This is a genomic window from Micromonospora sp. NPDC051196 (assembly GCF_040682415.1).
Classification (GTDB): Bacteria; Actinomycetota; Actinomycetes; order Mycobacteriales; family Micromonosporaceae; genus Micromonospora.
Window position 1 is genome coordinate 189,721 of record NZ_JBFBAY010000002.1, and the last position, 22,934, is coordinate 212,654.

Consider the following 22,934-nt stretch of genomic DNA (forward strand, 5'->3'; position numbering starts at 1 on the left):
TACGCCTATGAGCGACAGGTACGCGAGCTTCGTCCAGTCGGGCGCCGGTCGGGCGCTGGTCAAGCGCCTCGGCCTGCCCGATCCGCCGCGGCTGCGCCGGTACGCCCCCGGTGAGCCGATTCTCCCTGGGCCGGTCCTGCTCGGCGCCGCCTCCGGTGGTCGCCTCGCCGAACCGGTCGGCAAGATCCTGGCCGCCGCCGGGCTCGCCCTGCGTGATCCGGCCACCGCCGTGCCCGACCCGACGACCGGCCGTACGCCCGACAGCGCCGCCCTCGTCTACGACGCCACCGGCATCACCGACTCGACCGGGCTGCGCCAGCTCTACGACTTCTTCCACCCGCAGGCCCGGGCGGTGCAGCCCAGCGGTCGGGTGGTCGTGCTGGGCACCCCGCCGGCCGAGTGCGCCACGCCCCGCGAGGCGACCGCCCAGCGGGCCTTGGAGGGGCTGACCCGCAGCATCGGCAAGGAGTTCGGCCGGGGCATCACCGCCCAACTGGTCCACGTCACCCGCGAGGCCGACGAGGGCACCTGGACCAGCCTGGAGGCGACCCTACGGTTCCTGCTCTCCGGCCGGTCCGCGTACGTCTCGGGTCAGGTGATCCGGGTCGGCGCCGGCCAGGCCACCGCGCCGGTCGACTGGGAGCGCCCGCTCGACGGGCAGGTGGTGCTGGTCACCGGGGCGGCCCGGGGCATCGGTGCGGCGCTGGCCCGGGTGCTGGCCCGCGACGGCGCGACCGTGCTGGCGCTGGACATCCCGGCTGCCGGGGACGAGTTGGCCTCGGTGGCCAACGAGATCGGCGGCAGCGCGGTGCAGCTCGACCTGACCGCCGCCGACGCGCCGACCCGGCTCGCCGAGTATCTGGCCGGTCGGCACGGGCGGGTGGACGTGGTGGTGCACAACGCGGGCATCACCCGGGACAAGACCCTCGGCCGGATGGATGCCGACCGCTGGAATCAGGTCATCGACGTCAACCTGTCCAGCCAGGAGCGGATCAACGACCTGCTGTTGGAGCGGGAGTTGATCCCGGCCGGTGGGCGGATCGTCGGTGTCTCCTCGATCGCCGGGATCGCCGGCAACCGGGGCCAGACCAACTACGCCACCAGCAAGGCCGGGGTGATCGGGCTGGTCGACTCGCTCGCCCCGGCGCTGCGGGAGCGGCGGATCAGCGTGAACGCCGTGGCACCCGGATTCATCGAGACCCGGCTGACCGCCCGGATTCCGCTGGTGGTGCGGGAGGCCGGCCGCCGGATGAACAGCCTCGCCCAGGGCGGTCTGCCGGTGGACGTGGCCGAGACGATCAGCTGGCTGGCCTGGCCGGCGTCCGGCGCGATCAGCGGCAACGTGGTCCGCGTCTGCGGCCAGAGCCTGCTGGGGGCGTGATGGCCCGGCGCAGGCATCACGAGGAACCGTCCGACGACCTGTCGGTCGGCGAGTTGATCGACGGGCCCACGGAGACACTCAACCCGGAGATGCTGGCCGCCGCATTCGCCGCGCCCGCCGGCGATAGCCGCGATCCGGACGCGACCCACGACCTGACCAGCGCCGCCACTTCGATTCGGGCGGCCGGGAGCCCGGTGGATCCGGTCGCCGGTGGCACCGGCTCGACGACGAACCACCCGCCGGCGGCCGGGCCGGGCGGCGGCCTGGGTGGTGTCCCGGTGCCGACGACACGGGCCCGGGTGGAGCTGTCCCGGCTGCCGGCGCCGGGGCCGTTGTACCGGCGGGCGCTGCTGGGCGCGGTGCCGGGGCTGGGCGGCCGGCGCGGTGCCGACGTGTCGGCGGTCGAGTTGGCCGTGCGCGAAGTGGCCGTGGACCCGCAGCGGCTGGCCGACTACGACCGGGTGTGCGGATTCCGGTTGGCCGACACGCTGCCGGCGACCTTCCCGCACGTCATGGGCTTCCCGCTGGCGCTGCGCCTGATCACCGCCCCGGAGTTCCCGATCCCGCTGACCGGGGTGGTGCACGTCGGCAACCGGATCACCGTGCACCGGCCGGTCACCGTCGGGGACCGGTTGGACTTCACCGCCTGGGCGGAGAACCTGCGTCCGCACGATCGTGGGCGGCAGGTGGATGTCGTACTCGTCGCCTCGGTCGACGGGGAGGAGGTGTGGCGCGGTGTGTCGACGTACCTCGGGCGGCAGAGCACCCCGGGCGGCGGTGAGCGGCGCGACCGAGCGGATCGTCCCGCGCCGCCGGCCGCTTCCGCCCGTTGGCGGGTCGAACCCCGCGTCGGTACGGACTACGCCCGGGTCTCCGGAGACCACAACCCGATCCACACCTCCCGGCTGGGTGCCCGGCTCCTCGGTTTCCCCCGGCCGATCGCGCACGGCATGTGGAGCAAGGCCCGCTGCCTGGCCGCGCTGGAGAACCGGCTGCCGGAGGCGTACACGGTGGAGGTGGCGTTCAAGCTTCCGGTGCCGTTGCCCAGCACGGTCGCCTTCCACGCCGGCCGGCAGGGCGACGACTGGGATTTCGCACTGCACGACCAGCACGGTCGCCCGCATCTGGTGGGCACCATCCGCTGAGCGAGGGCCGGGCACTTGCCCGGCCCTCTTTCTTGCGCTAAGTTGTTCTCACATAGAGATGTTCTCAAAGTGAGAGTGAGTGCCGTGAACGAGCAGGACTTCCTCGCCGCGTACGACCCGCAGGCCTATCCCGCCACCGCGGTCACCGTCGACGTGGTCGCCCTGACCATCCGGGACGACGCGCTGCACCTGCTGCTGATCCGCCGCGCCGAGCAGCCCTACGCGGGTCACTGGGCGCTGCCCGGCGGCTTCGTCCGGCCCGACGAGGATCTCGCCACCGCGGCCCGCCGGGAGTTGGCCGAGGAAACCGGCCTCGGCGGTGACCGGTTGCGCCGCGTACACCTGGAGCAGTTGGCCAGCTACGGCGCGCCCGAGCGCGACCCCAGGATGCGGATCGTCTCGGTCGCGCATCTCGCCTTCGCCCCGGACCTGCCCGATGCGACCGCCGGCACCGACGCCGACGAGGCGATCTGGCTGCCGGTCGCCGAGTTGGCCAACCGGGAACTCGCCTTCGACCACCGCCAGATCGTCGCCGACGGGCTGGAACGAGCCCGGTCGAAGCTGGAGTACACCCCGCTGGCCGCCCGCTTCCTGGCACCCGAGTTCACCATCGGCGAGCTGCGGTCGGTCTACGAGACGGTCTGGGGGCAGCCGCTGCACGCCGGCAACTTCCACCGCAAGGTGCTCTCGGTGCCCGGCTTCGTGGAGAGCACCGGTGCGAGCACCGAGCGCGGCGGCAGCCGAGGCGGCCCACGGTCCCGGCTCTACCGGGCCGGCAACGTCCAACTGCTGCACCCGGCGCTGCTGCGGCCGACCCGGGAGGAGACGGCGCGATGACCACCGACGAGGCGATCCGCCTGGTCGGTGGAGCCCGCGACGACGACGAACTGTTCGGTGTCGACGCACCGGAGCGCCGCTACCGGGAACTGGTCGCCGCGCTGCACCCCGACCGGCTCGGCTGGGCCGGGCCCGGCGTCCGAGCCGAGGCCACCGCGGCGTTCGTCGAGGTCACCACCCGCTGGCGGAGCCGCCAGGTGACCGAGCTTCGGGGCTACCGCTGTGGTCGGCCGGCGTACTCCGGTGACCTCGCCGACCTGTACGACGTCGGCGCCGACCGGTTGCTCAAGCTCCCTCGCGCCGCGAACGACAACGACCTGATGCTCCGGGAGGAACGCGCGCTGCGCCTGCTCGCCGAGCACGGCGACCCGCGCTGGCTGCCGTACGTGCCCCGACTGGTCGACAGCTTCGCCCATCGGGACGCCGCCACCGGCGCCGAGCGGCGGATCAACGTCCTCGCCACCGCGCCCGGCCTGCACAGCCTGGTCGAGGTGCGGCAGGCGTACCCGGACGGGCTGGACGCCCGCGACGTGGCCTGGATGTGGCGCCGCCTGTTGGTGGCGCTCGGCCTGGCCCACCGGGCGGGCGTGGTGCACGGCGCGGTGCTGCCGCCGCACGTGCTGATCGAGCCGGACGCGCACGGCGTCGTACTTGTCGACTGGTGCTTCTCGACCGAGCCCGGCGGGGTTGTCCCGGCGATGGTGCCCGACTACCGAGACTGGTACCCGCACGAGGTCGGCCATCGCCGCCCCGCCGGGCCGGGCACCGACATCGCCATGGCCGCCCACTGCATGGCCTGGCTGATGGGCCGGCACGCGCCACGCGAACTGCTCGCCTTCGCCCACGGCTGCCGGCAACGGTTCCTGACCCACCGCCCGGACGACGCCTGGCGACTGCTCGGCGAACTCGACGAGGTGCTGGAACGCCTCTACGGCCCCCGCACCTTCCGACCCTTCACCCTCAACCCGTAAGGAGGCTGCCATGGGCAGCGGAATGTGGTCCACCGACGTGTACGACGCCGCCGACCGGTACCGCCGGGCCACCGGCAAGAGCGCGTTCGCCTACAGCGACAGCGGCGCCCGGGTGGTGCACCCGGCGCTGGACCCGCGCGACGCGATGCGGGAGAGCCGTGACTCCGACGAGCACCCGCAGTCGACCCCGGTCGCCGTCCTCTTCGACGTGACCGGCTCGATGGGGCACGTGCCCCGCACCCTCCAGGCCAAGCTGCCGCAACTGCTGGGCCTGCTGCAACGCCAGGGGTACGCCCGCGATCCGCAGATCATGTTCGGCGCGATCGGCGACGCCACCTGTGACCGGGTGCCGTTGCAGGTGGGCCAGTTCGAGTCCGACAACCGGATGGACGACGACCTCGGCCGGATCGTGCTGGAGGGCGGCGGTGGCGGCCAGATGATGGAGTCGTACGAACTGGCGCTGTACTTCATGGCCCGGCACACGGTCACCGACAGTTGGGAAAAGCGCGGCCGGCGCGGCTACCTGTTCATCATCGGCGACGAACTGGCGTACCCGAAGGTGAAGGCGGCCGAGGTGACCCGACGCATCGGTGGCAACCTGCGCGAGGACGTGCCGCTGCGGCAGATCGTCGACGAGGTGACCCGCCGGTGGGACACGTACTACCTGCTCCCCGCCGGCAGCCACTACGCCGGCAACCGCAAGGTGCTCGACTTCTGGCGCGGCCTGCTCGGCCAGAACACCCTGGAACTCGACGACCTGGACGCGGTCTGCGAGACCATCGCGCTCACCGTCGGCCTCGGTGAGCAGGCCATCGACCTCGACACCGGCCTGCGTGACCTGGATCGAGCCGGCTCGACGGCCACCGGCACCGTGTCGAAGGCGCTCGCCCGCCTCGGCGGCACCGGACGACGCACCGAGGCGACCCGGCTGCCGGCCAACCGGACCAGCGGCGGCGGAGTCGTGCGGCTGTGACCGAGCTGGTGACGGGCCCGGCTCCGGGCCGCGCGGGGGTGTACGGGCCGATGGCGGGTCGGGCCGGGGTGGACGGACCGACCCCCGGCCGGGCCGGCGGGGACGGGCCGCGTGGGGAGCACACGATCGTGGTCGACCTCGGGTACGGCGACGCCGGGAAGGGCACGGTCGTGGACTGGCTCTGCGCGACCCGGCCGGTGCACACAGTGGTCCGCTTCAACGGGGGCGCGCAGGCTGCGCACAACGTCGTCCTGCGCGACGGGCGGCACCACACCTTCGCCCAGTTCGGCGCCGGCACCTTCCACCCCGGCGTGTGGACGCACCTGTCCCGGCACGTCGTGGTCGACCCGCTGGCGCTGGCCGCCGAGGCCGATCACCTCGCAGACGTCGGGGTGCCCGACGCGCTCGACCGGCTGACGGTGGACGGGGAGGCTTTGCTGGCCACCCCGTACCACCGGGCCGCCAATCGGGCACGGGAGTTGTCCCGGGGAGCCGACCGGCACGGCTCCTGCGGGCTGGGGGTGGGTGAGGCGGTCGCGTACGGCCTCACCCACCCCGACGAGGCGCCCCGGGTCGCCGACTGTCGCAGCCCGAGACGGTTACGTCGCCGGTTGACCGCGCTGCGGGACCGGCTCACCGCCGAACTCGGCCCGCTGGACGCACCACCCGTCGACGACTGCCTACCGGCCTTCACCACGTTCGCCGAGCGGGTCGCGGTCGTCGACCGCTCCTGGCTGGCCGGGGCACTGCGGGCCGGGCCGTGCGTGTTCGAGGGCGCGCAGGGGGTGCTGCTGGACGAGTGGCACGGCTTCCACCCGTACACGACGTGGAGCACCACCACCTTCGCCAACGCCGAGTCGCTGCTGACCGAGGCCGGGATGGGCGGGGCGGCGACCCGACTCGGGGTGCTGCGTACGGTCACCACCCGGCACGGGCCGGGACCATTGGTCACCGAGGACCCCACCTTGCCGCTGACCGACCCGCACAACCCGACGAACCCGTGGCAGGGGCGCTTCCGGTTCGGCCACTTCGACGCGGTCGCCCATGCGTACGCCCTGGCGGCCGCAGGCGGGGTCGACGGCCTGGCGCTGACCCACCTCGATCTCGCCGAGCACGGTCTCGACCTGCGCATCTGCCGCCGCTACGAAGGGCTGGACCGGCTGCTGCCCGGCCCGCCCGGCGATCTCGACCGGCAGGCCGAGCTGACCACCCGCCTGCTGCGGGCCCGCCCGGTGTACGACGACGGCTCGCCGGCCGACTGGCCGCAGGCGGTGGCCGAGGCGCTCGGCACACCGGTCGTGCTCACCTCACACGGCCCTACCGCCGCCGACAAGAAGCTGCTCGCGAGGGTGTAAGGAAGGGCACCTTATTAACGCCTCGTGCAGAGGAAGGGCCCCTTATTAACAGCCGGTGCCCCGAGCATGGAGTCATGGAGACCGCGCTCGACCTGCTCCGGCAGACCCTCACCTCACCCTGGGTGTACCTGCTGCTGTTCGGGCTGACCGCGGTCGACGCGATCTTCCCGGTGGTACCGGCCGAGGCGGCGCTCATCACGGTCACCGTGCTCGCCACCGGCGGCGAGCCGAACCTCGCGCTGCTGCTCGTGGTGGCTGCGCTCGGCGCCGCCGCGGGCGACCACCTCTCGTACGCCGTGGGGCGCGGCGGTGGATCGCGCAAGCTCGACCACTCACCGGTCGACAGCCGCCGCCGGGCCGGGTCGGAGTGGGCCCGACGGGCGGTGGACCGGCGCGGCGGCATGATCCTGGTCGCGGCCCGCTACGTGCCCGGCGGGCGAACCGCGGTCACCCTGACCATGGGAGCGGTCCGCTACCCCCTGCGGTCGTTCCTTGTCTTCGACCTGATCGGGTCGGCCACCTGGGCCTGCTACTGCGTGCTGCTCGGCGTCTTCGGTGGGCTCGCCTTCGAACGCCATCCGCTGCACGGAATCCTGGCCGGCATCGGTCTGTCGCTCGCGATCACCCTGGGGCTGGAGTTGATCCGCTGGCTGCGCCACCGCGCTCACCGTCATGCCGCGCGAGGCACGGACCGCGAATGCTGACTACTGCTCGGGCGGATGCCAGGTGACGCCGTGCAGGAGTTGCCCCGCGCCGAGCCAGGCGACGTTCATCATCCGGGTGGCGGTCTTCTCCGGGTCCGCCTCCGGGTGGTCGGCCAGCCAGTCGCCCAACGACTCGGTTGCGCCGACCAGGGCGTACGCGACCACTTCCAGTTCGGTCTCGGCAACTTCGCGCCCTTCGGCGCGCAGTGCGTGGCCGAGCATCCCGGCGACCACCTCGACGATCCTCGCCCGCATCCCGGCCAGTTCGTCGGCGAACGCCCGCTCGGCCCGGGCCTGACGGTAGAGCACCGCCCAGCCGTCCCGATGGGCGCCGACGAACCCGAAGAACGCCCGCAGCCCGTGCCAGAGCCGCTCGTCGGCCGGCAGGCCGGGCACGGCGGCCCCGGCGATCGCCTCCATCATCCGGGTGCCCTCACGGTGCAGGCAGGCGACGAAGAGCTCTTCCTTGGTGCCGAGATAGGCGTAAACCATGGGTTTGGAAATGCCGGCCCGCTCCGCGACCTCGTCCATGCTGGCACCGTGGTAGCCGTGGCGGGAAAAGATCCGTACGGCGGCATCGAGCATCTGTTGCTCACGTACGGCCCTGGGTAAGCGCCTGAAGGTGGGCCTGGTGGACACCTTGCCAGCATACCTACCCGCACGTAAGGTTACGCTTGAGTAACCACTGTCCGAGAGGTGCATCCATGACTGACTTCGACCCGGCCAACTTCGCCAACGTCGGCCCGAAGGAGTTCGCCCAGCTCGTCAAGTCCACGCCGGACAGCAAGCTCACCGAGGTGATGTCGGGCGAGCTGCGTGGCAAGATCCTCGGCGAGGTCTTCGGGCGGATGCCGCAACTGTTCCGCGCCGACCGGGCCGGCTCGACCAACGCGGTCATCCACTGGAACATCACCGGTGCCCCCGACGGCGGCACCGACACCTACGAGGTGGTCGTCGCCGACGGTGCCTGCACGGTCAACGAGACCCCGCAGCACGACCCGCGCCTGAGCCTGACCCTGGGCCCGGTCGAGTTCCTCAAGGTCGTCTCCGGCGGCGCCAACCCGGTCATGATGTTCATGACCGGCAAGCTCAAGGCAAAGGGCGACCTGGGCCTGGCCGCCAACATCGCGAACCTCTTCGACATCCCCAAGGCCTGAAATGGTCGAGTTCTCGCTCGACCTGAACGAGGAACAGCGGGATCTGCGCGACTGGGTGCACGGCTTCGCCAGCGAGGTCGTGCGCCCGGCCGCCGCCGAGTGGGACGCCCGCGAGGAGACTCCGTGGCCGCTCATCCAGGAGGCGGCGAAGGTCGGCCTGTACGGTTTCGAGTTCCTCGCCACCTGCTGGGCCGACCCGACCGGGTTGTCCCTGCCGATCGCCAGCGAAGAACTCTTCTGGGGTGACGCCGGCATCGGCCTGAGCATCTTCGGCACCGGGCTCGCGGTCGCCGCGATCTACGGCACCGGCACCCCCGACCAGCTCGTCGAATGGGTGCCGCAGTGCTTCGGCGACGTCGACTCCCCGGCTGTCGCCGCGTTCTGTTCCACCGAGCCGGAGGCCGGTTCGGACGTCGGCGCGATGCGCACCCGGGCCAGCTACGACGAGGCGACCGACGAGTGGGTGCTGCGCGGGCAGAAGGCGTACGCGACCAACGGCGGGATCGCCGGGGTACACGTGGTGGTCGCCTCCGTCGACCCGGAACTCGGATCGCGTGGCCAGGCGGCGTTCGTCGTACCGCCGGGCACCGCCGGACTCAGCGCCACCCGCAAGCTGCGCAAGCTGGGCCTACGAGCGTCGCACACGGCGGACGTCTTCCTCGACGACGTCCGCGTCCCGGGTCGCTGCCTGCTCGGCGGCAAGGAGGCGCTGGACGAGCGACTGGCCCGCGCCCGCGCCGGGCAGCGCGCCTCCGGTCAGGCCGCGATGCGTACCTTCGAGTTGTCCCGGCCCACCGTCGGCGCGCAGGCGCTCGGTGTCGCCCGAGCCGCCTACGAGTACGCCCTCGACTACGCGAAGGATCGCGTCCAGTTCGGTCGGCCGATCATCACCAACCAGGCGGTCGCGTTCACCCTGGCCGACATGAAGATGGAGATCGACGCGGCTCGGCTGCTGGTCTGGCGGGCCTCCTGGATGGGGCGCAACAACCGGCCGTTCACCGCCGGTGAAGGCTCGATGTCGAAGCTCAAGGCCGGTGAGGTGGCCGTCTCGGTCACCGAGAAGGCCGTCCAACTGCTCGGCGGGGCCGGCTTCCTGCGCGACCACCCGGTGGAGCGGTGGTATCGGGACGCCAAGATCTACACCATCTTCGAGGGCACCTCGGAGATCCAGCGCCTGGTCATCTCCCGGGCGATCTCCGGCATGCAGATCCGCTGATCTGCCGGTCCGCAGCCACAGCGTCGACCCGGTGCCCGTTCGCCGGGCGCCGGTCGACGGCTCGCCCCGGTTCGCCGGGCACTGATCGGCGTGGCCGAGGGCGGGCCTCGCGTGACGACGGGCGCCCCGTCCCGGCGGACCTCGCCTGAGGACGGGCGCCGCGTGGCGGCGGGCCGCCTCCCGATGGATGATCGAAAGGATTTCGAGCCTTCCGGCGAACAACCGAAGGGGTACGCGGTCATGGAGCTGCCATTCGTCGTCGCCACGCTGACCCGGCGGGGTCTACTCACCCCGGGGCGTCCGATCCGGGTCGCCTCCCAGCTCAACGCGCTACGCACCTGGGGGTGGAGCCTGGCCGGTGAACTCCGCCAGGCAACGGCCCGCGACCCTGACCGGACCGCGATCATCGACGACCAGGGCACCGAGCTCACGTACGCCGAACTGCTCGACCGCTGCCTGCGGCTGGCCCGCGCGCTGCGCGCCGGACTGGGCGTGGCGCCCGGCGACCGGATCGGCGTGTTCGGCCGCAACCATCCGGGCCTGGTCGAGACCATCGTCGCGGCCACCCTGCTCGGCGCGGACGCCGTGTTGATCAATACCGGCCTCTCCCCGGCGCAGTTGACCGCCGTCGCGGAGGAACAGCAACTGCGGGTCCTGGTGCACGACGACGAGTTCACCGAACGGATCCTCGGGCTACCGGCCAACCTGCACCGACTCGACGAACGGGCCCGGGAGGAACTGATCCGCACCGCCCTCCCCGGCGAGCTGCACCCACCCGATCGGGACGGCCGGATCATCGTGCTCACCTCCGGCACCACCGGAACGCCGAAGGGCGCCCGTCGCCCCACCCCGAGCGGATTCGGCCCACTGGTCGCCATCATCGACCGGATCCCGCTGCACGTCCGCGACCGGGTCATGATCGCCGCGCCGGTCTTCCACACCTGGGGGTACGCGGCCCTCCAGGTCTGCTTCGCGCTGCGGGCCACCATCGTGTTGCACCGCCGCTTCGACCCGGCCGCCACACTGGACGCCCTGGTACGACACCGCTGCCAGGCGCTGTTCGCGGTGCCGGTGATGCTGCAACGCCTGATGGAGGTGCCACCACCGGACCCCCGGCCACCGCTGAAGGTGGTGGCGGTGAGCGGATCGGCGCTGCCCGGCGGCCTGCCCTCGGCCTTCATGGATCGCTTCGGCGACGTGCTCTACAACCTGTACGGCTCGACCGAGGCTTCCTGGGCCTCCATCGCGGTCCCCGCCGACCTACGACAGGCACCCACCACCGCGGGCCGCCCGCCGCACGGTACCCGGCTGGCGATCCTCGACGACGACGGTCGACCTGTCCCGGGCGGTCAGGTCGGCCGGGTCTTCGTCGGCAACGAGATGCTGTTCGAGGGCTACACCTCCGGAGCCGACCGGGAACGCCACGACGGCCTGCTGGACACCGGTGACCTGGGTCGGCTCAACACCGACGGGCTCCTCTTCGTCGACGGCCGGGCCGACGACATGATCGTCTCCGGCGGGGAGAACGTCTTTCCCTCCGAGGTGGAAAACCTGCTCGCCCAACTCCCCCAGGTACGCGAGGCCGCCGTGGTCGGCGTACCCGACCCCGAGTACGGTCAGCGGCTCGCCGCCTTCCTCGGCCTGCACCCCGGCGAGACCCTCGACGCCGACGCGGTCCGCGAATATGTCCGGCACTACCTCGCCCGGTTCTCCGTGCCCCGCGACGTCGTCTTCGTCAAGTACCTGCCCCGCAACGCCACCGGCAAGGTGCTCACCCGCGAACTACGCGACTACATCGGTTGACCTGCGGCGGCGAGATCAACCCCGTTTCTGCGGAGTGGCGGTATTCGGAACAGCGGGATCCGCCATGCCGCCGTAACGGCGTACGCGCGGTGACGAACACCCCTACTGGCAGCGGCTCGGGGCAGAGTCCGGGGAGGTCCCCGATCCGGCTGCCCCCGCCCGCCCGCCAGGCTCGTCCCATGTGGAGCTTCAGACGTACCCTCATCGCCGGTGTCGCCCTCGGCGCCGTGCTGGCCGGCACCGTGCCCACCCCCGCCGGTGCGGTCCCCACCGCGCACCGGGGCTGCCACCTCGGTGCCCTCGATCCCAGCGGGCTGGTGGCAGCGGTCGACACCATCCCCGACCAGAAACTCACCACCACCAGCGTCCACCTGCGGGTCACCACCCCAGCCGGATGCTTCAACGACACCTTCGGCGTCCGCGACCTGCGGTCCGCGGCACCGGTGCCGCCGTACGCCCGGTTCCGGATCGGCAGCGTGACCAAAGTCTTCACCGCCGTGGTCGTCTACCAGTTGGTGGCGGAGGGCCAACTGGACCTCGACGCGCCGGTACGGCCGTACCTGCCGGACCTGGTCCCAGCCCACTGGCCGGCGATCACCGTGCGGCAGTTGCTCGCCCACACCAGCGGCCTGCCCAGCCCGGTCCTGCCCGACGGGCTCGACTGGCAGCTGGCCCACCGCTACGACCGCTGGACCCCTGAGGAGATTGTCCGGACGGCGCTGGTGAACCCCGTCGGAGTACCAGCCCGGCACGGCGCAGCGCTACACCAACATGGGCTACATCCTCGCCGGCATCCTGATTGAGCGGGTGACCGGCATGTCGTACGCGGAGCAGATGCGGCAGCGGATCTTCCAGCCGCTCGGGTTGCGCGACACGTATGCGCCCGGTGCCGCCACCGGCATCCGGGGCCCACACGTCCGGGGCTACCAGGCGGTGATCCGCGACGGGGGTACCGAACTGGTGGACGCCACCCGGTGGAGCCAGACTTTCACGCCCGCCTCCGGTGATCTCATCTCGACCCTCGCCGACCTGGACCGGTTCACCGCCGCCCTGTTCGGCGGCCGGTTGCTCGCCCCCGCCCAGCAGCGCGAACTGTTCAGCCACCCGTGGGCCGGCGCGGAACTGAGCAACGGCGGACTCTCCTCGGTACGGCTCCCCGACGGTCGCATCTTCTGGGGCAAATCCGGTGCCCGCTACGGCTACCAGGCGCTCATCGGCGGCATCGGGAACGGCGACCTGCGGGTCGCGTTCGCCGCCACCCCGACCGACGCCAAGGCCGACGGGCAGTCCACACTCGCTCAGCGGCTTCTCGGTGCCATCCTGGCGCTCACCTGAGCGCCGGTGCCGGGTCAGATGCTCCGGCCCGGCAGCGGGCAGTTGTTTGTTAAAAAGGGGCCCCTGCTCTACACGAGGCGTTAATAAGGTGCCCTTCCTTTCACAATGGCGGCGGTGATGCCGTTGACGCGGTCGGCGAGCAGGCCGAGCGCGCCGACCGCCCGGTCGACCGGGTCGTCGCCGGCACCGCCGAGGGCCCGCGTGCGCTGGAAGGCGTCCTTCACCTCGGCCCAGCGGCGCGCCTGCTCGGGGCTGAGCCGGCCGCGCAGCTCGGCGAGTTTGAGCAGGTTCGCCTCCGCGCCCGCGGCCAGGGTCTGCGCCTCGCCCAGGTAGTGGTCGTCGATCACCGCTTCCAACTCGTCGTCGGTGAGCACCGGGACGACCCGCTCGGCGAGCTTGTTCATGTTCCGGTACGACCCCTGGAGCTGGAACGGCGGCTCGGTACGCGCGTCGTCGGACTGCGCCGCCGAGGCGATGTACGCCTGGTTGTTGGCCAGCACCACCTGCTGCACCCGCAGCAGCTTGCGCAGCACCGAGACGATCTGCTCCAACTCCACCGGCGGGTACGGGTGGGACAGCTGGTCGGGTCGTACGCTGTCGTCGCCGCGCGCCATCCGGACCAGTAGTTCCAGGTCGGCCCGCTCCCGTCCGGCCAGCGGCGCCAGCACCGGGTTGGCGGTCAGCGAGTTCTCGATGTAGCTGAGTGCGAAGACCTCCTCCCGGCCGGAGAGCACGTCACCGAGGTTCCACACGTCGGCCCGGTTGGCGAGCATGTCCGGAATCCGGAACCGCTTGCCCGACTCGGTGTACGGGTTACCGGCCATGCACACCGCGAACCGCTTGCCGCGCAGGTCGTAGGTGCGGGTACGGCCGTTCCAGACGCCCTCCATCCGGCGCTGACCGTCGCAGAGCGAAATGAACTTCTGCAACAGCTCCGGGTTGGTGTGCTGGATGTCGTCCAGGTAGAGCAGCACGTTGTTGCCCAACTCCAAGGCGAAGGAGATCTTCTCCACCTCCTGCCGGGCGGTGGCGTCGGGTGCCTCCGCCGGGTCCAGCGAGGTGACCTTCGTACCCAGGGCCGGTCCGTTGACCTTGACGAAGACCAGGCCGAGCCGGCTGGCGACGTACTCCATCAGGGTGGTCTTACCGTAGCCGGGCGGGGAGATGAGCAGCAGCAGGCCGGATTGGTCGACCCGCTTGCCGTCACCGGTCGCGCCGAGCTGCCGCGCCAGGTTGTCCCCGATCAGCGGCAGGTACACCTCGTCGAGCAGCCGGTTGCGGACGAAAGCGTTCATCACCTTCGGCCGGTACTCGTCCAGCCGCAGCCGGTCCCGCTCGGCGTCCACCAGCGCATTGCGTCGCCGCTGGTAGTCCCGGTACGCCGGCATCAGCTCGGTGCGGAACGCCCGGGTGCGGGCCAGCATCTCGTCCAGCCGTACGTCCAGCGTGGAGCCCTCGACGCGGGGATGCGCGCCGAGCAGCCCGCCGACGGTCTCCGTCATGGCGGCGGCGCTGTCGGAGCGGGGCAGCTCGGCACCGCACAGCTCGACGGCGATCGCCTCCGGCAGGTCGTACCCGGAGAGGTTGCCGTCGTCGGTGGCGAGGAACGCGGTCAGCCACGCCTCGACCAGCTGGTACCGACCGGCCAGGTCGCCGCCGAGCGCCCGCAGGTCGTCGTCGAGCTCCCGGGAGGACCGTGACTGCGCACCGCCGAGCGCCCGCCGGAACCGCTCCAGCATGGCCTGCGCCCCGCTGCCGGTGACGAACCGGACCGGTGGTGCGGACAGCTCCTCGAACAGGTACTCCCCGGCCAGACCGGTCCCGCCCGCCGGTACGGGCAGCCCGGCGCCCCGCAGGAACCCGTCGATCGCGGCGGCCAGTTCGGCGCAGAGCCGGTCGGCCGCGTCCTCGCCGTCGGGTCGACCGAACCGTTCGCGGGCCCGGGCCAGCGAGGCGGCCCGCGCGGTCCAGGCCGTTCGGGTCGGGTCCTCGGTGCCGTACCGCCAGAACAGGGCGGCGGCGGCGCGGTCGGCCGGCGGGTAGCGCAGCAGTCCCGCCCCGGCGTGCAGGCGCAGCAGCACCCGCAGGATCTCGGCGGCGTCGTGGTCGTGCACGCCGCGCTCGTACCCCTCGTCGTAGCGGGTCTCGGCGATCCGCCGGACCAGCTCGCGCAGTTCGTCGCGGTCGACCGCCGCGGTGTGCAGCGCGTCCAGGGTGAGCCCGTCGCGGCCCGCCTCGGCGGCGGACAGGATCGCGGTGGCCAGGTGCTCCGCCCGGTACACCTGCGCCGACTCGGAGACCAGCAGCTGATCCCAGAACCGCCGGGTCTGCTGGAACTCCTCGTCCCGCACCGGGGCGCGGTAGTCGGTGCCGGTCACCGCCACCGCCATCCGGCCGTCGTGCGGCACCACCGCCACGTCGATCGGCTGGGTGTTCACCGCGAACCGGTGCCGGCCCAGCCGGATCGTCTCGCCACCATCGGTGTACAGGTCCAGCCGGTCGCGCAGGCCACGCCCGGCTTCCTGCCGGGCGGCCCGGACCCGGCCGTCCAGCTCCTCGGCCCGGACCGCGTCGCCGAGGGTACGCAGCTCCTCGACCACCGTACGCAGCTTGCCGACCATCGGATCAGCCGCGAAGTAGGTGTTGATCTCGTCGAGGGAGCCGAGCGTGCCCGCCCGCCGGTGCACGCTGACCATGATCCGCTCGGCCGAGGCGACCAGCCGGTCGGCGCGGCGGGCCCGCTCGTCCAGCAGTGCCTGCTTGCGGCTGGAGAACGCCTCGTAGATGTCAGTACGCCGGGTGGCCAGCTCGGCGAGGAAGTCGTCGAACTCGCCGAACCGCGACTCCAACTCCTCCACCCGCAGCAGCAGCCGGCCCAGTTGCTCGTCGCAGCGTTCGGCGGTGTCGGACGCCGCCAGCGCACCGGCCACCGCCTGCCCGAGCAGCGCGAACTCGGCGGCGAAGCCAGCCCGCCCCTCCACCGCCGCCAACTCGCGGCGGCGCTTGTCGAGCACGGCCCGCGCCCGGTTGACCGCACCCAGCACCTCGCCGACCCGGCCCAGGATTCCGGTGCGGACGGTCGCGTCGGCGATGTCCAGCCCACCCACCACGTCGGTGATGGTCTGCAGACCCTCGGTACGGGCCGCCAACTCGTCGCTGACCGTGCCGGCCTCGGCCACCGTACCGATCTCGACGGCCTGTGCGGCGAGCCGATCCACCTCCTGCTGGTAGCCGGTGAACGCCTCGTCGCGGCGCAGGAACTCCACCGCCCGGCGGCCGGCCGCGGCAAGTTCCTCGTCCAGCCGTCCGGCCAACTCGTCGATCCGGTCGTGGTCGACGTAGCGCAGCTCGCGCAGCGTCTCCAGGTGCCCCCGGGCCCGGCGCAGGCCACCCAGTTGGGCGACCCAGTCGTCGGCGGTCAGCGGCGCCTCGCCCCGGGCCCGGCGGGCCAGCGAGGCGATCTGCTCGGCGCTGGTGTCCACTTCGGCGCGGGCCCGCTCGGTGAGCGTACGAACCTTCTCGTGCTCCTCCAGCACGGCGGTGGCGGTGCGGCGCAGTCCGGCCAACGGGGTGGCCAGGTCGCCCAGTTCCTCCTCGCCGAGCCAGTGATAGTGGTCGCTGATCCGACCACAGGCGGCGATCAACGCCTCGTACACCTCGGCCGTGGCGGTGCCCTCGACCATCCGGGCCGCCGACAGCGAGTCGGAGATGCCGCGTACCAGGTCAGCGTTGCCGACCCGCTCCAACGGCCCGGTGCCGGCCGGCTGCGCGGCGGCGTACGCGTCGGAGACGTACGGCGTCTGCCAGATCTGCATCGGGTGGACCCGGGTCGGCTCCTCGGAGACCGCCCGGAACACCACGAGCGTGCCGTCGTCGAACAGCGAGAACCCGTGGCACGGGATCGGTGCGGCGACCTCCTTGCGGATCGCGTTGTACGGCAGCAGCAGCGAGCGCCCGTCGGCGCGGGCGTGGAAGACGTAGAGCACGTCCTCGCCGTTGGGCGAGCGCACCACCCGCTCGAATTCGAGACCGGCCACCTCGGCGTCGAAGGTCCGGGTGACACCGGTGGCGAGGTGGTAGCCGCCGGGGAAGATGATGCCGTGGTCCTCGGGCAGCCGTTGGCAGGCGACCCCGATGCCGTCGAGCCGGACCACCTCACGGGTGATCGTGTTGAAGACCAGGTGCCGCCACTGCGTCTCCTTGTACGGCCGCAGCCGCATCAGGATCAACGTACCGACCCGGGCCCAGTGCACGTCGGCGTCGGCGAGGCTCTGCAACGGCTCGTCCACCGGCTCGCTGTAGATGCCCTCGCCGACCTCGGTGTTGTTCTCCACCTTGACGGTCAGCGTGCCGCCCACCGTCTCGACGAAGACCTCACCGCCGATGGAGATGTGCGGGTGCCGGCCGAGGACGTGGTCCTCGCGGGTGGTCTCGATCCACTCGAAGTCGTGGCTGGGCGGGAAGACGTGATCCCGTTCGCCCCGGCTGTCCAGGTACTCCGGCACCCCGTCGACGCCGACCTGCCAGCGCAGCACCCGAATGTCCTCGGTGCGCGGACCGGTCTGGAACACCGCCAGCAGTCGGCCGTCCACCCGGCGCAGTTGCAGCAGCCGGGCCTGCCGGTAGTAGCGGTACAGCTCGGAGAAGTCGCGGACGAACTGTGGGTGGCGCAGCAGACCGGGCAGTTCGTCGTGACCGGCCTCGTCGAACCGGAAGGCATCCGTCTCGCCCGCCGGCTCGCGGACGAACCGGTGCAGGGAGAAGACGTCGTCGACGCTCGTCTCCGGCTTCAGGCCGATGAAGACGTTGTACCCGAACAGCATCAGCCCGCCGACCGAGACGATGTCCCGGGGCACGCAGTTGTGCTCGGTACGGATCCGCTCGGTGCTCAGCAGCCGCAGTTCGGTGCTGCCGAAGACCTCCAGCCGCCGGGCGTTGAGCCTCTCCGCCCGCCGGGCCAGCTCGGCGGCCTGCCCGGCGAGCCGCTTACGCAGCACCTCGTAGCTGCCGTCGTCCAGCCCCGGTGCCCCGTCCGGCCCGGCCGCCGTGGCCGCCGCGTCCGCTGCCCCGATCCGGGCCGCCGGTGCCGGTCCGGCGGCGCCGGGCGTACGCCCAGCGGCCGGACCGGCAGTCGGCTCACTCACCGGCGCGCTGCCGGGAGCCGGTCAGGGCGGCGACCGGAGTCTCCGCCACGCCCAGGCGCTGTGCGGCCTTCAGCAACTCCTGGAGCTTGCCCTGGTCGGCGCCACCGGCGCGCATCTGCTGCATCAGGAAGGCCGACAGGGTGAGGTTCTGCACGTCGGCGCTGTGCAACGAGCCGACCATCCGGGTCAGGTCGTCGGTGAAGCTGGCGCTACCGTCCAGCCACGGCTTGGTCAGGCTCTTCGCCACGTCCGAGTGAGCCACGAAACCGTCCACGCTCTTGCCGAACGAGATCGAGCTGAGCAGCCGGTCGAAGAAGACGCTGTCCCCGCCGACGATGTCGATGTTCGCCTTCTCCAGGCCGGTGGCGACCAGCTTGGCCTGTGCCTCGGCGACCTGCCGCTGAGTGTCCAGCCCGGCGAGACGGACGTCCTTCTCCAACTCCAGGCGCAGCCGGTACTCCTCGTGCTCCCGGGTGGCGTCGTCCAGTGCGGCCATCGCGGCGGCCTTCTCGGTGAGACCCTCGGCCTCTCCCTTCAGCTTCTCGCGCACCGCGTCGGCGGCGGCCAGCAACTTCTCCCGCTCCACCGCGACCTCTGCGCGGCCAACCTTCTCGATTGCCTCGGCGCTGCGCTCCTGGACCTGCACCTCGGCCAGGCCGGCCGCGGCGGTCTCGGCCTGGATGCCCTCGGCCAGCCGGATCTTCGCCCGGGTCTCCAACTCGGCGGCCTGCTGCCGAGCCTCGGCCAGCACCAGTTGCTCGCGGGCCTTGTGCTTGGCGGCCGCCTCGGCGGCCTCTGCGGCCTTGATGTCCTTGACCAGGTTCTCCTGCGCCTCGGCCTCGGCCTGGATGACCACCGCCTGGCGGGTCCGCTCGGCCTCCTCGACCACCCGCAGCCGCTTGATGTTCTCCTCCTGCTCGGCCACGGTCTTCTCCACCGCGATCCGCTCCCGGACAACCTCGGCGATGGCCCGCTTCTCGGCCTCGACCTCCTTGTCCTTGGCGATCGTGCTCAGCTCGGTCTCCCGGTCCCGGCTGATGACCTCCAGCAGGCGGTCCTTCTCGATCCGCTCGGTCTCGATGGCAATGACCCGCTCGCGGTTCTTCTCCGCCACCGCGATCTCCCGGGCCCGGTTCTCGTGCTGGATGCCCAACTGCTCGTCGGTACGGATGTTCGCCGTCTCGGCGCGCAGCCGCTCCTCGGCGCGTACCCGGGTGATCTCGGCCTGCTCGCGGGCCCGTACGGTCTCGATCTCGCGCTGCTGCTTGGCCTCGGCGTCCGCCTGCCGCCGCTCAAGCTCAAGGATCGCTTCCTTGGCGTCGACGTTCTGGCGGGTGATCTCCTTCTCCTCGCTGCGCCGGAACTCGTTGGTCCGGACGTTCTCCTGAGTGGTCAGCTCGGTGATCTTCCGGATGCCCTGGGCGTCGAGGATGTTCGCCGGGTCGAGCTGCGACATCGGCGTCTGCTCCAGGAAGTCGATCGCCGCGTCCTCCAGGCTGTAGCCGTTGAGGTCGGTGCCGATCACCCGGATGATCTGGTCGCGGAACTCGTCGCGCTTGGTGTAGAGGTCGACGAAGTCGAGTTGCTTGCCGACCGTCTTCAACGCCTCGGAGAACTTCGCGTTGAACAGCTCCTGCAACGTCTCCCGGTCGCTGGCCCGCGCGGTACCGATCGCCTGCGCCACCTTGATGACGTCCTCGACGGTCTTGTTGACCCGGACGAAGAAGGTGATCCGGATGTCGGCCCGGATGTTGTCGCGGCAGATCAGGCCCTCGTTGCCGGTCCGCTCGATGTCGATCGTCTTGACCGAGATGTCCATCGTCTCGGCCTTGTGCAGTACGGGCAGCACGACCGCGCCGGTGAAGGTCACGTCGACCCGCCGAACCTTGGAGACGATCAGTGCCTTGCCCTGCTCGACCTTGCGGAACAACCGACTGACCAGGAACACCACGCCGAGCGCGACGAGCAGGACGACGGCGAGGAGTACACCGATTCCAGTGGTGATGACTTCCATGGTTGGGCGCGCGGACCATTGGCGGCCGGCGGTATGAGCCGGGGTGGAGGGCCCGCGCATCCTCCTTTCGAGACGTCTCAGGGGCAGCGTGGAACAGGCCGGCAGATGGGGGGCGGCTGGCCCGGGGGAAAGTCGGGGTGATCCGCGGGCAGCGCGGTCTCACCAGGGGCGGCTACTTGGCGGGATGTCTCAGCGGATCGAAGGCGGGACCGGCGGGCATCACCCAGAAGAACTCGCCCTCGGTGTCGTAGTCGTAGATCAGGGCGGAACTGCCCGCCGGCATCTCCTCCTCGCCCGGCTGCCGGACCTGCACCACCGCCGACGAACCGTCGGACGCGGTCACCTCGGCCTGACCGAAGTCGGCGGTGACCGTGCCGGTACGCACGACACAGAGGCGGCCGACGAAAGCGTGCCGGGTGGCGTCCGACTCGGCCGGGAAGAGGCGACCCAGCGGTATTGCCACCAACCGGGTCACCAGCCACGCGCAGACCGCGGCGGCCAGCAGGACGCCGACCGAGACGATGATCCGGGTGCCGGAGCCGAAGCCCAGGCCGTCGAGGAGAGCGGTGCCGGCGAGGCTGACGAACCAGGCGACGGCGATGAGCAGGGAGAAGATGATGGCACTGGGCACGCCACCGAGACCGAGGCCGGCCAGGAACGTGCCCGCCCCGCCGTCGACGTCCAGGTCGTCGCCGAGATCCAGCACGCCGGTCAATACCAGCAGCCAGTAGCCGACGACGACCACCAGCAGGAAGCTGAACAGCACGGTGGGAAAACTGAGCGCCGCGTCAAGGAAACCGGTCACCGCGTCCTCCTCCCCGTGGTCGACAGCTCGTACCGACCACGATGATCGTGACACGGGATGTCAACGCGTACTGCGTCCGATCGACCCAATGCCACCGGCCGGATCGGGCAACATCAGCCGAGATTGGCCTCGATGAGGGCGTCGATCGCCGCGGACCGTTCCTCGACCTCGGCCGCGGTCACGGCCAGGAACAGGGAGCTGCCATCGGGCCGCCACGCCGTCAGGTACGCCGTCGACGTCACCGGGTCGTCCGTGGTCAGCACCTGGGCGCCGCTCGGCACGGTGACCTCGCGCGGCGTTCCGGGCAGGCCGGTCGGTGCAGTGAAGTCGAACACCGCGATGACCCGGGTCACCGGACCGCTTCCCTCGTACGCCGCCCGGACTCCGGTCGGGACCAACTGCGGTAGCTCCGACTTCAGCACCGCCTCGGTGGCATCGACCGACTCCAGGTAGGACGGCAGACCCCGCAGATCTCGCTGGGCGGGACCGGCGGAGTCAGTCGGACTGGCGGTGGTGGCGCCGGTCGGCGGTGTCTCGCTGCGCTCGGCCAGCATGACACCGAACGCCCCGATGCCGACCACGGCAGACAGGGCCAGCCCGGCCCCGGCGGCTTGCGCACGCCGACGTCGACGCAGCCGGGCACGTACGCCCGGGAGCGGATCGGAACCGGCCGGATAGTGGTCGGGGTCGGAATCCCAGACCGCACGAAGGGCCTGCCGCACGTCGCTCATCCCGCTACCTCCCGATCAACAACACCGGCGTGGGTGGGCAACTCGGCGCGGATCGCGCCAAGGGCTCGATGGCGAAGCGAGCGCACCGTCGACGGCCGCCGCCCGATGGCCTCGGCGATCGCCTCGTCGGTCAGGTCGTCCAGGTACGACAGGACGAGCACTACCCGCTGCAAGGGTGGGAGATCGGCCAACATCCGACGAAGCTGGTCGTGGTCGTCGACGCGGCCGAGTCCGCCGTCGGCGACCTGTGGCCGGGCGGGTGGGGCGATCCGTGCCCGGCGCACAAGCGTCCGCATCCAACTGACGTGCAGTCGGACCATCGCGGTCTTCGCGTACCCGAGTGGGTTGCCGTCGGCCAGCAGGCGGTGCCACGCGCCGGCCATCCGCACGTAGGTCTCCTGGAGAAGATCCTCCGCCTCATGCGGATCGGCGGTTACCGCACGCGCGTACCGACGCAACGCCGGCGTGGACTGGCGGACGAACGTCTCGAACTCGTCGGCTTCCATTCCACCTCCCTCGCCACTAGTACGCCGCCAGCACGGCGTTCTGTTGCAGGAGGGTCCGGTCGGCCGGTCGGACCACGACCGGCCGACGGCTCACGCGGGCAATGATGACGAGATCAATACCGCCAAGGCGGTCAGGTAGGCGATCAGGAGGACTCTCCTGACCACCGTCGACCGGTAGCCCCACTCCAGGTTCCAGCCACCGGCGTCGTCGAAATGCAGGGCCGACGCCGTCATCAGCGACCGGCCGAGGCCGAACCCGACACCGGCGGCGACCGCCGTCACCGGGGTGGCGAGAAGCAGCAGCACCACCGCGGTCAGATAGGCCAACCCGCTGGGCAGATACGTCCGTACGCCGGTGCCCATCTCCAGGCCGAACTGGAACGGTCCGGCGAACCGGCCCAGCCGGAAGACGCTCTCAGGCACCAGCCGTTGGTTCTCCGGCAGCGGAAAGCGCAGCACACCGAGTTCACGCAGGGTCACCAGCAGGGCAGCGACCAGCACGATCCCGACCCGCACCGGCGGCGGAAGCGGTGCCCGCAGCAGGGAGCCGATCAGCAGCAGGGCCGCCGCGATGACGACCCCACCGGCGACGAGCCCGAGACAGAAGTAGAAAGCAGGGAAACCTCGCCAGACCGGCGAGCTCAGCACGGCGGCTGAGTTCTTGCTTCAAGTGGAGCCGCTGGTCGCGAACCCGGCCGTCAGGGCCAGGCCCGCCACGAGCCCCACCGTGGGCCCCCACCCGTCGTACCCAAGGCCGACTGCCGCCACGATCACGGTCAGGCCGACCACCCACGCCATGCCGGTGTACGGATGCCAGAACCGCCGCCGCAGCACGGCACTTCGGAACCCGCGCATGG

At 71.4% G+C, this 22,934-nt stretch carries 19 protein-coding genes and 1 pseudogene; 12 read left to right on the forward strand and 8 right to left on the reverse strand.

The genetic code is table 11. The annotated features are described in order from the left end of the window. The first annotated feature begins 7 nt into the window (after positions 1-7). The 7 genes and pseudogenes from AB0M35_RS06685 to AB0M35_RS06715 all read left to right on the forward strand — a co-directional run bounded on the left by AB0M35_RS06685 (position 8) and on the right by AB0M35_RS06715 (position 7,366). Positions 8-1,381, forward strand: a complete 1,374-nt coding sequence (locus AB0M35_RS06685; protein WP_363742405.1) for a 3-oxoacyl-ACP reductase — start codon at positions 8-10, stop codon at positions 1,379-1,381. Between the two features lie 263 nt (positions 1,382-1,644). Further along, complete coding sequence (locus tag AB0M35_RS06690; RefSeq protein WP_363743012.1) at positions 1,645-2,526, forward strand: MaoC/PaaZ C-terminal domain-containing protein; 882 nt, start codon at positions 1,645-1,647, stop codon at positions 2,524-2,526. 84 nt (positions 2,527-2,610) lie between these two features. Continuing rightward, on the forward strand, positions 2,611-3,363 hold the full coding sequence (locus AB0M35_RS06695; protein WP_363742407.1) for an NUDIX domain-containing protein: 753 nt from the start codon (positions 2,611-2,613) through the stop codon (positions 3,361-3,363). After that, positions 3,360-4,334 carry a serine/threonine protein kinase gene (locus AB0M35_RS06700; protein WP_363742409.1) on the forward strand — a complete coding sequence of 325 codons (975 nt, stop codon included), beginning with the start codon at positions 3,360-3,362 and terminating at the stop codon, positions 4,332-4,334. The genes AB0M35_RS06695 and AB0M35_RS06700 overlap by 4 nt, the downstream gene beginning before the upstream one ends. Positions 4,335-4,344: 10 nt before the next feature. Continuing rightward, positions 4,345-5,307, forward strand: a complete 963-nt coding sequence (locus AB0M35_RS06705) for a hypothetical protein (RefSeq protein ID WP_363742410.1) — start codon at positions 4,345-4,347, stop codon at positions 5,305-5,307. Between the two features lie 125 nt (positions 5,308-5,432). After that, positions 5,433-6,659 (forward strand): annotated as a pseudogene (locus AB0M35_RS06710) (adenylosuccinate synthetase); the annotation flags it as partial. Between the two features lie 77 nt (positions 6,660-6,736). Next, positions 6,737-7,366, forward strand: a complete 630-nt coding sequence (locus AB0M35_RS06715; protein ID WP_363742412.1) for a VTT domain-containing protein — start codon at positions 6,737-6,739, stop codon at positions 7,364-7,366. Here AB0M35_RS06715 and AB0M35_RS06720 read toward each other — a convergent pair whose 3' ends face one another. Beyond that, positions 7,367-8,005, reverse strand: a complete 639-nt coding sequence (locus AB0M35_RS06720; protein WP_363742414.1) for a TetR/AcrR family transcriptional regulator — start codon at positions 8,003-8,005, stop codon at positions 7,367-7,369. 65 nt (positions 8,006-8,070) lie between these two features. Here AB0M35_RS06720 and AB0M35_RS06725 point away from each other — a divergent pair, with 65 nt between their 5' ends. The 5 genes from AB0M35_RS06725 (at position 8,071) to AB0M35_RS06745 (ending at position 12,877) form a co-directional block, all read left to right on the forward strand. Continuing rightward, entirely contained in the window at positions 8,071-8,523 is a 453-nt protein-coding gene (locus AB0M35_RS06725; protein ID WP_363742416.1) for an SCP2 sterol-binding domain-containing protein, read from the forward strand. A gap of 1 nt (position 8,524) precedes the next feature. Beyond that, a complete protein-coding gene (locus AB0M35_RS06730) occupies positions 8,525-9,739 on the forward strand; it encodes an acyl-CoA dehydrogenase family protein (protein ID WP_363742418.1) in 1,215 nt (404 codons plus the stop codon). A gap of 240 nt (positions 9,740-9,979) precedes the next feature. After that, the gene (locus tag AB0M35_RS06735) at positions 9,980-11,542 is read left to right on the forward strand and encodes an AMP-binding protein (RefSeq protein WP_363742420.1); all 1,563 of its coding nucleotides are present in this window, start codon (positions 9,980-9,982) and stop codon (positions 11,540-11,542) included. A gap of 179 nt (positions 11,543-11,721) precedes the next feature. Further along, positions 11,722-12,345 (forward strand): serine hydrolase domain-containing protein, encoded by a 624-nt coding sequence (locus tag AB0M35_RS06740; protein ID WP_363742422.1) that lies wholly within the window; start codon positions 11,722-11,724, stop codon positions 12,343-12,345. Next, positions 12,314-12,877 (forward strand): serine hydrolase domain-containing protein, encoded by a 564-nt coding sequence (locus tag AB0M35_RS06745; RefSeq protein WP_363742424.1) that lies wholly within the window; start codon positions 12,314-12,316, stop codon positions 12,875-12,877. Before AB0M35_RS06740 ends, AB0M35_RS06745 begins: the two co-directional genes overlap by 32 nt. A gap of 80 nt (positions 12,878-12,957) precedes the next feature. On the opposite strand, the gene AB0M35_RS06750 is transcribed toward AB0M35_RS06745, so the two are convergent. From AB0M35_RS06750 to AB0M35_RS06780, 7 genes are all read right to left on the reverse strand, one after another. Further along, a complete protein-coding gene (locus AB0M35_RS06750; protein WP_363742425.1) occupies positions 12,958-18,021 on the reverse strand; it encodes a DNA repair ATPase in 5,064 nt (1,687 codons plus the stop codon). Next, positions 18,014-20,035, reverse strand: a complete 2,022-nt coding sequence (locus AB0M35_RS06755; RefSeq protein WP_363742427.1) for a flotillin family protein — start codon at positions 20,033-20,035, stop codon at positions 18,014-18,016. The genes AB0M35_RS06750 and AB0M35_RS06755 overlap by 8 nt, the downstream gene beginning before the upstream one ends. A 172-nt stretch (positions 20,036-20,207) precedes the next feature. Further along, positions 20,208-20,840 (reverse strand): hypothetical protein, encoded by a 633-nt coding sequence (locus AB0M35_RS06760; RefSeq protein ID WP_363742429.1) that lies wholly within the window; start codon positions 20,838-20,840, stop codon positions 20,208-20,210. A 113-nt stretch (positions 20,841-20,953) separates the two neighbouring features. Continuing rightward, on the reverse strand, positions 20,954-21,571 hold the full coding sequence (locus AB0M35_RS06765; protein WP_363742431.1) for a hypothetical protein: 618 nt from the start codon (positions 21,569-21,571) through the stop codon (positions 20,954-20,956). Continuing rightward, complete coding sequence (locus AB0M35_RS06770) at positions 21,568-22,077, reverse strand: SigE family RNA polymerase sigma factor (protein ID WP_363742433.1); 510 nt, start codon at positions 22,075-22,077, stop codon at positions 21,568-21,570. The genes AB0M35_RS06765 and AB0M35_RS06770 overlap by 4 nt, the downstream gene beginning before the upstream one ends. Positions 22,078-22,167: 90 nt before the next feature. After that, on the reverse strand, positions 22,168-22,725 hold the full coding sequence (locus AB0M35_RS06775) for a hypothetical protein (protein WP_363742435.1): 558 nt from the start codon (positions 22,723-22,725) through the stop codon (positions 22,168-22,170). Between the two features lie 18 nt (positions 22,726-22,743). After that, positions 22,744-22,932, reverse strand: a complete 189-nt coding sequence (locus tag AB0M35_RS06780) for a hypothetical protein (RefSeq protein ID WP_363742437.1) — start codon at positions 22,930-22,932, stop codon at positions 22,744-22,746. Between the last annotated feature and the right edge of the window lie 2 nt (positions 22,933-22,934).

What these genes read in the sequence shown, in the direction of transcription:
- AB0M35_RS06685 (WP_363742405.1), top strand. Translation starts at nt 8, where the DNA reads ATGAGCGACAGGTACGCGAGCTTCGTCCAGTCGGGCGCCGGTCGGGCG.
- AB0M35_RS06700 (WP_363742409.1), top strand. Translation starts at nt 3,360, where the DNA reads ATGACCACCGACGAGGCGATCCGCCTGGTCGGTGGAGCCCGCGACGAC.
- AB0M35_RS06705 (WP_363742410.1), top strand. Translation starts at nt 4,345, where the DNA reads ATGGGCAGCGGAATGTGGTCCACCGACGTGTACGACGCCGCCGACCGG.
- AB0M35_RS06715 (WP_363742412.1), top strand. Translation starts at nt 6,737, where the DNA reads ATGGAGACCGCGCTCGACCTGCTCCGGCAGACCCTCACCTCACCCTGG.
- AB0M35_RS06725 (WP_363742416.1), top strand. Translation starts at nt 8,071, where the DNA reads ATGACTGACTTCGACCCGGCCAACTTCGCCAACGTCGGCCCGAAGGAG.
- AB0M35_RS06730 (WP_363742418.1), top strand. Translation starts at nt 8,525, where the DNA reads ATGGTCGAGTTCTCGCTCGACCTGAACGAGGAACAGCGGGATCTGCGC.
- AB0M35_RS06735 (WP_363742420.1), top strand. Translation starts at nt 9,980, where the DNA reads ATGGAGCTGCCATTCGTCGTCGCCACGCTGACCCGGCGGGGTCTACTC.
- AB0M35_RS06740 (WP_363742422.1), top strand. Translation starts at nt 11,722, where the DNA reads ATGTGGAGCTTCAGACGTACCCTCATCGCCGGTGTCGCCCTCGGCGCC.
- AB0M35_RS06745 (WP_363742424.1), top strand. Translation starts at nt 12,314, where the DNA reads ATGGGCTACATCCTCGCCGGCATCCTGATTGAGCGGGTGACCGGCATG.
- AB0M35_RS06755 (WP_363742427.1), bottom strand. Translation starts at nt 20,035, where the DNA reads ATGGAAGTCATCACCACTGGAATCGGTGTACTCCTCGCCGTCGTCCTG.
- AB0M35_RS06765 (WP_363742431.1), bottom strand. Translation starts at nt 21,571, where the DNA reads ATGAGCGACGTGCGGCAGGCCCTTCGTGCGGTCTGGGATTCCGACCCC.
- AB0M35_RS06770 (WP_363742433.1), bottom strand. Translation starts at nt 22,077, where the DNA reads ATGGAAGCCGACGAGTTCGAGACGTTCGTCCGCCAGTCCACGCCGGCG.
- AB0M35_RS06780 (WP_363742437.1), bottom strand. Translation starts at nt 22,932, where the DNA reads ATGCGCGGGTTCCGAAGTGCCGTGCTGCGGCGGCGGTTCTGGCATCCG.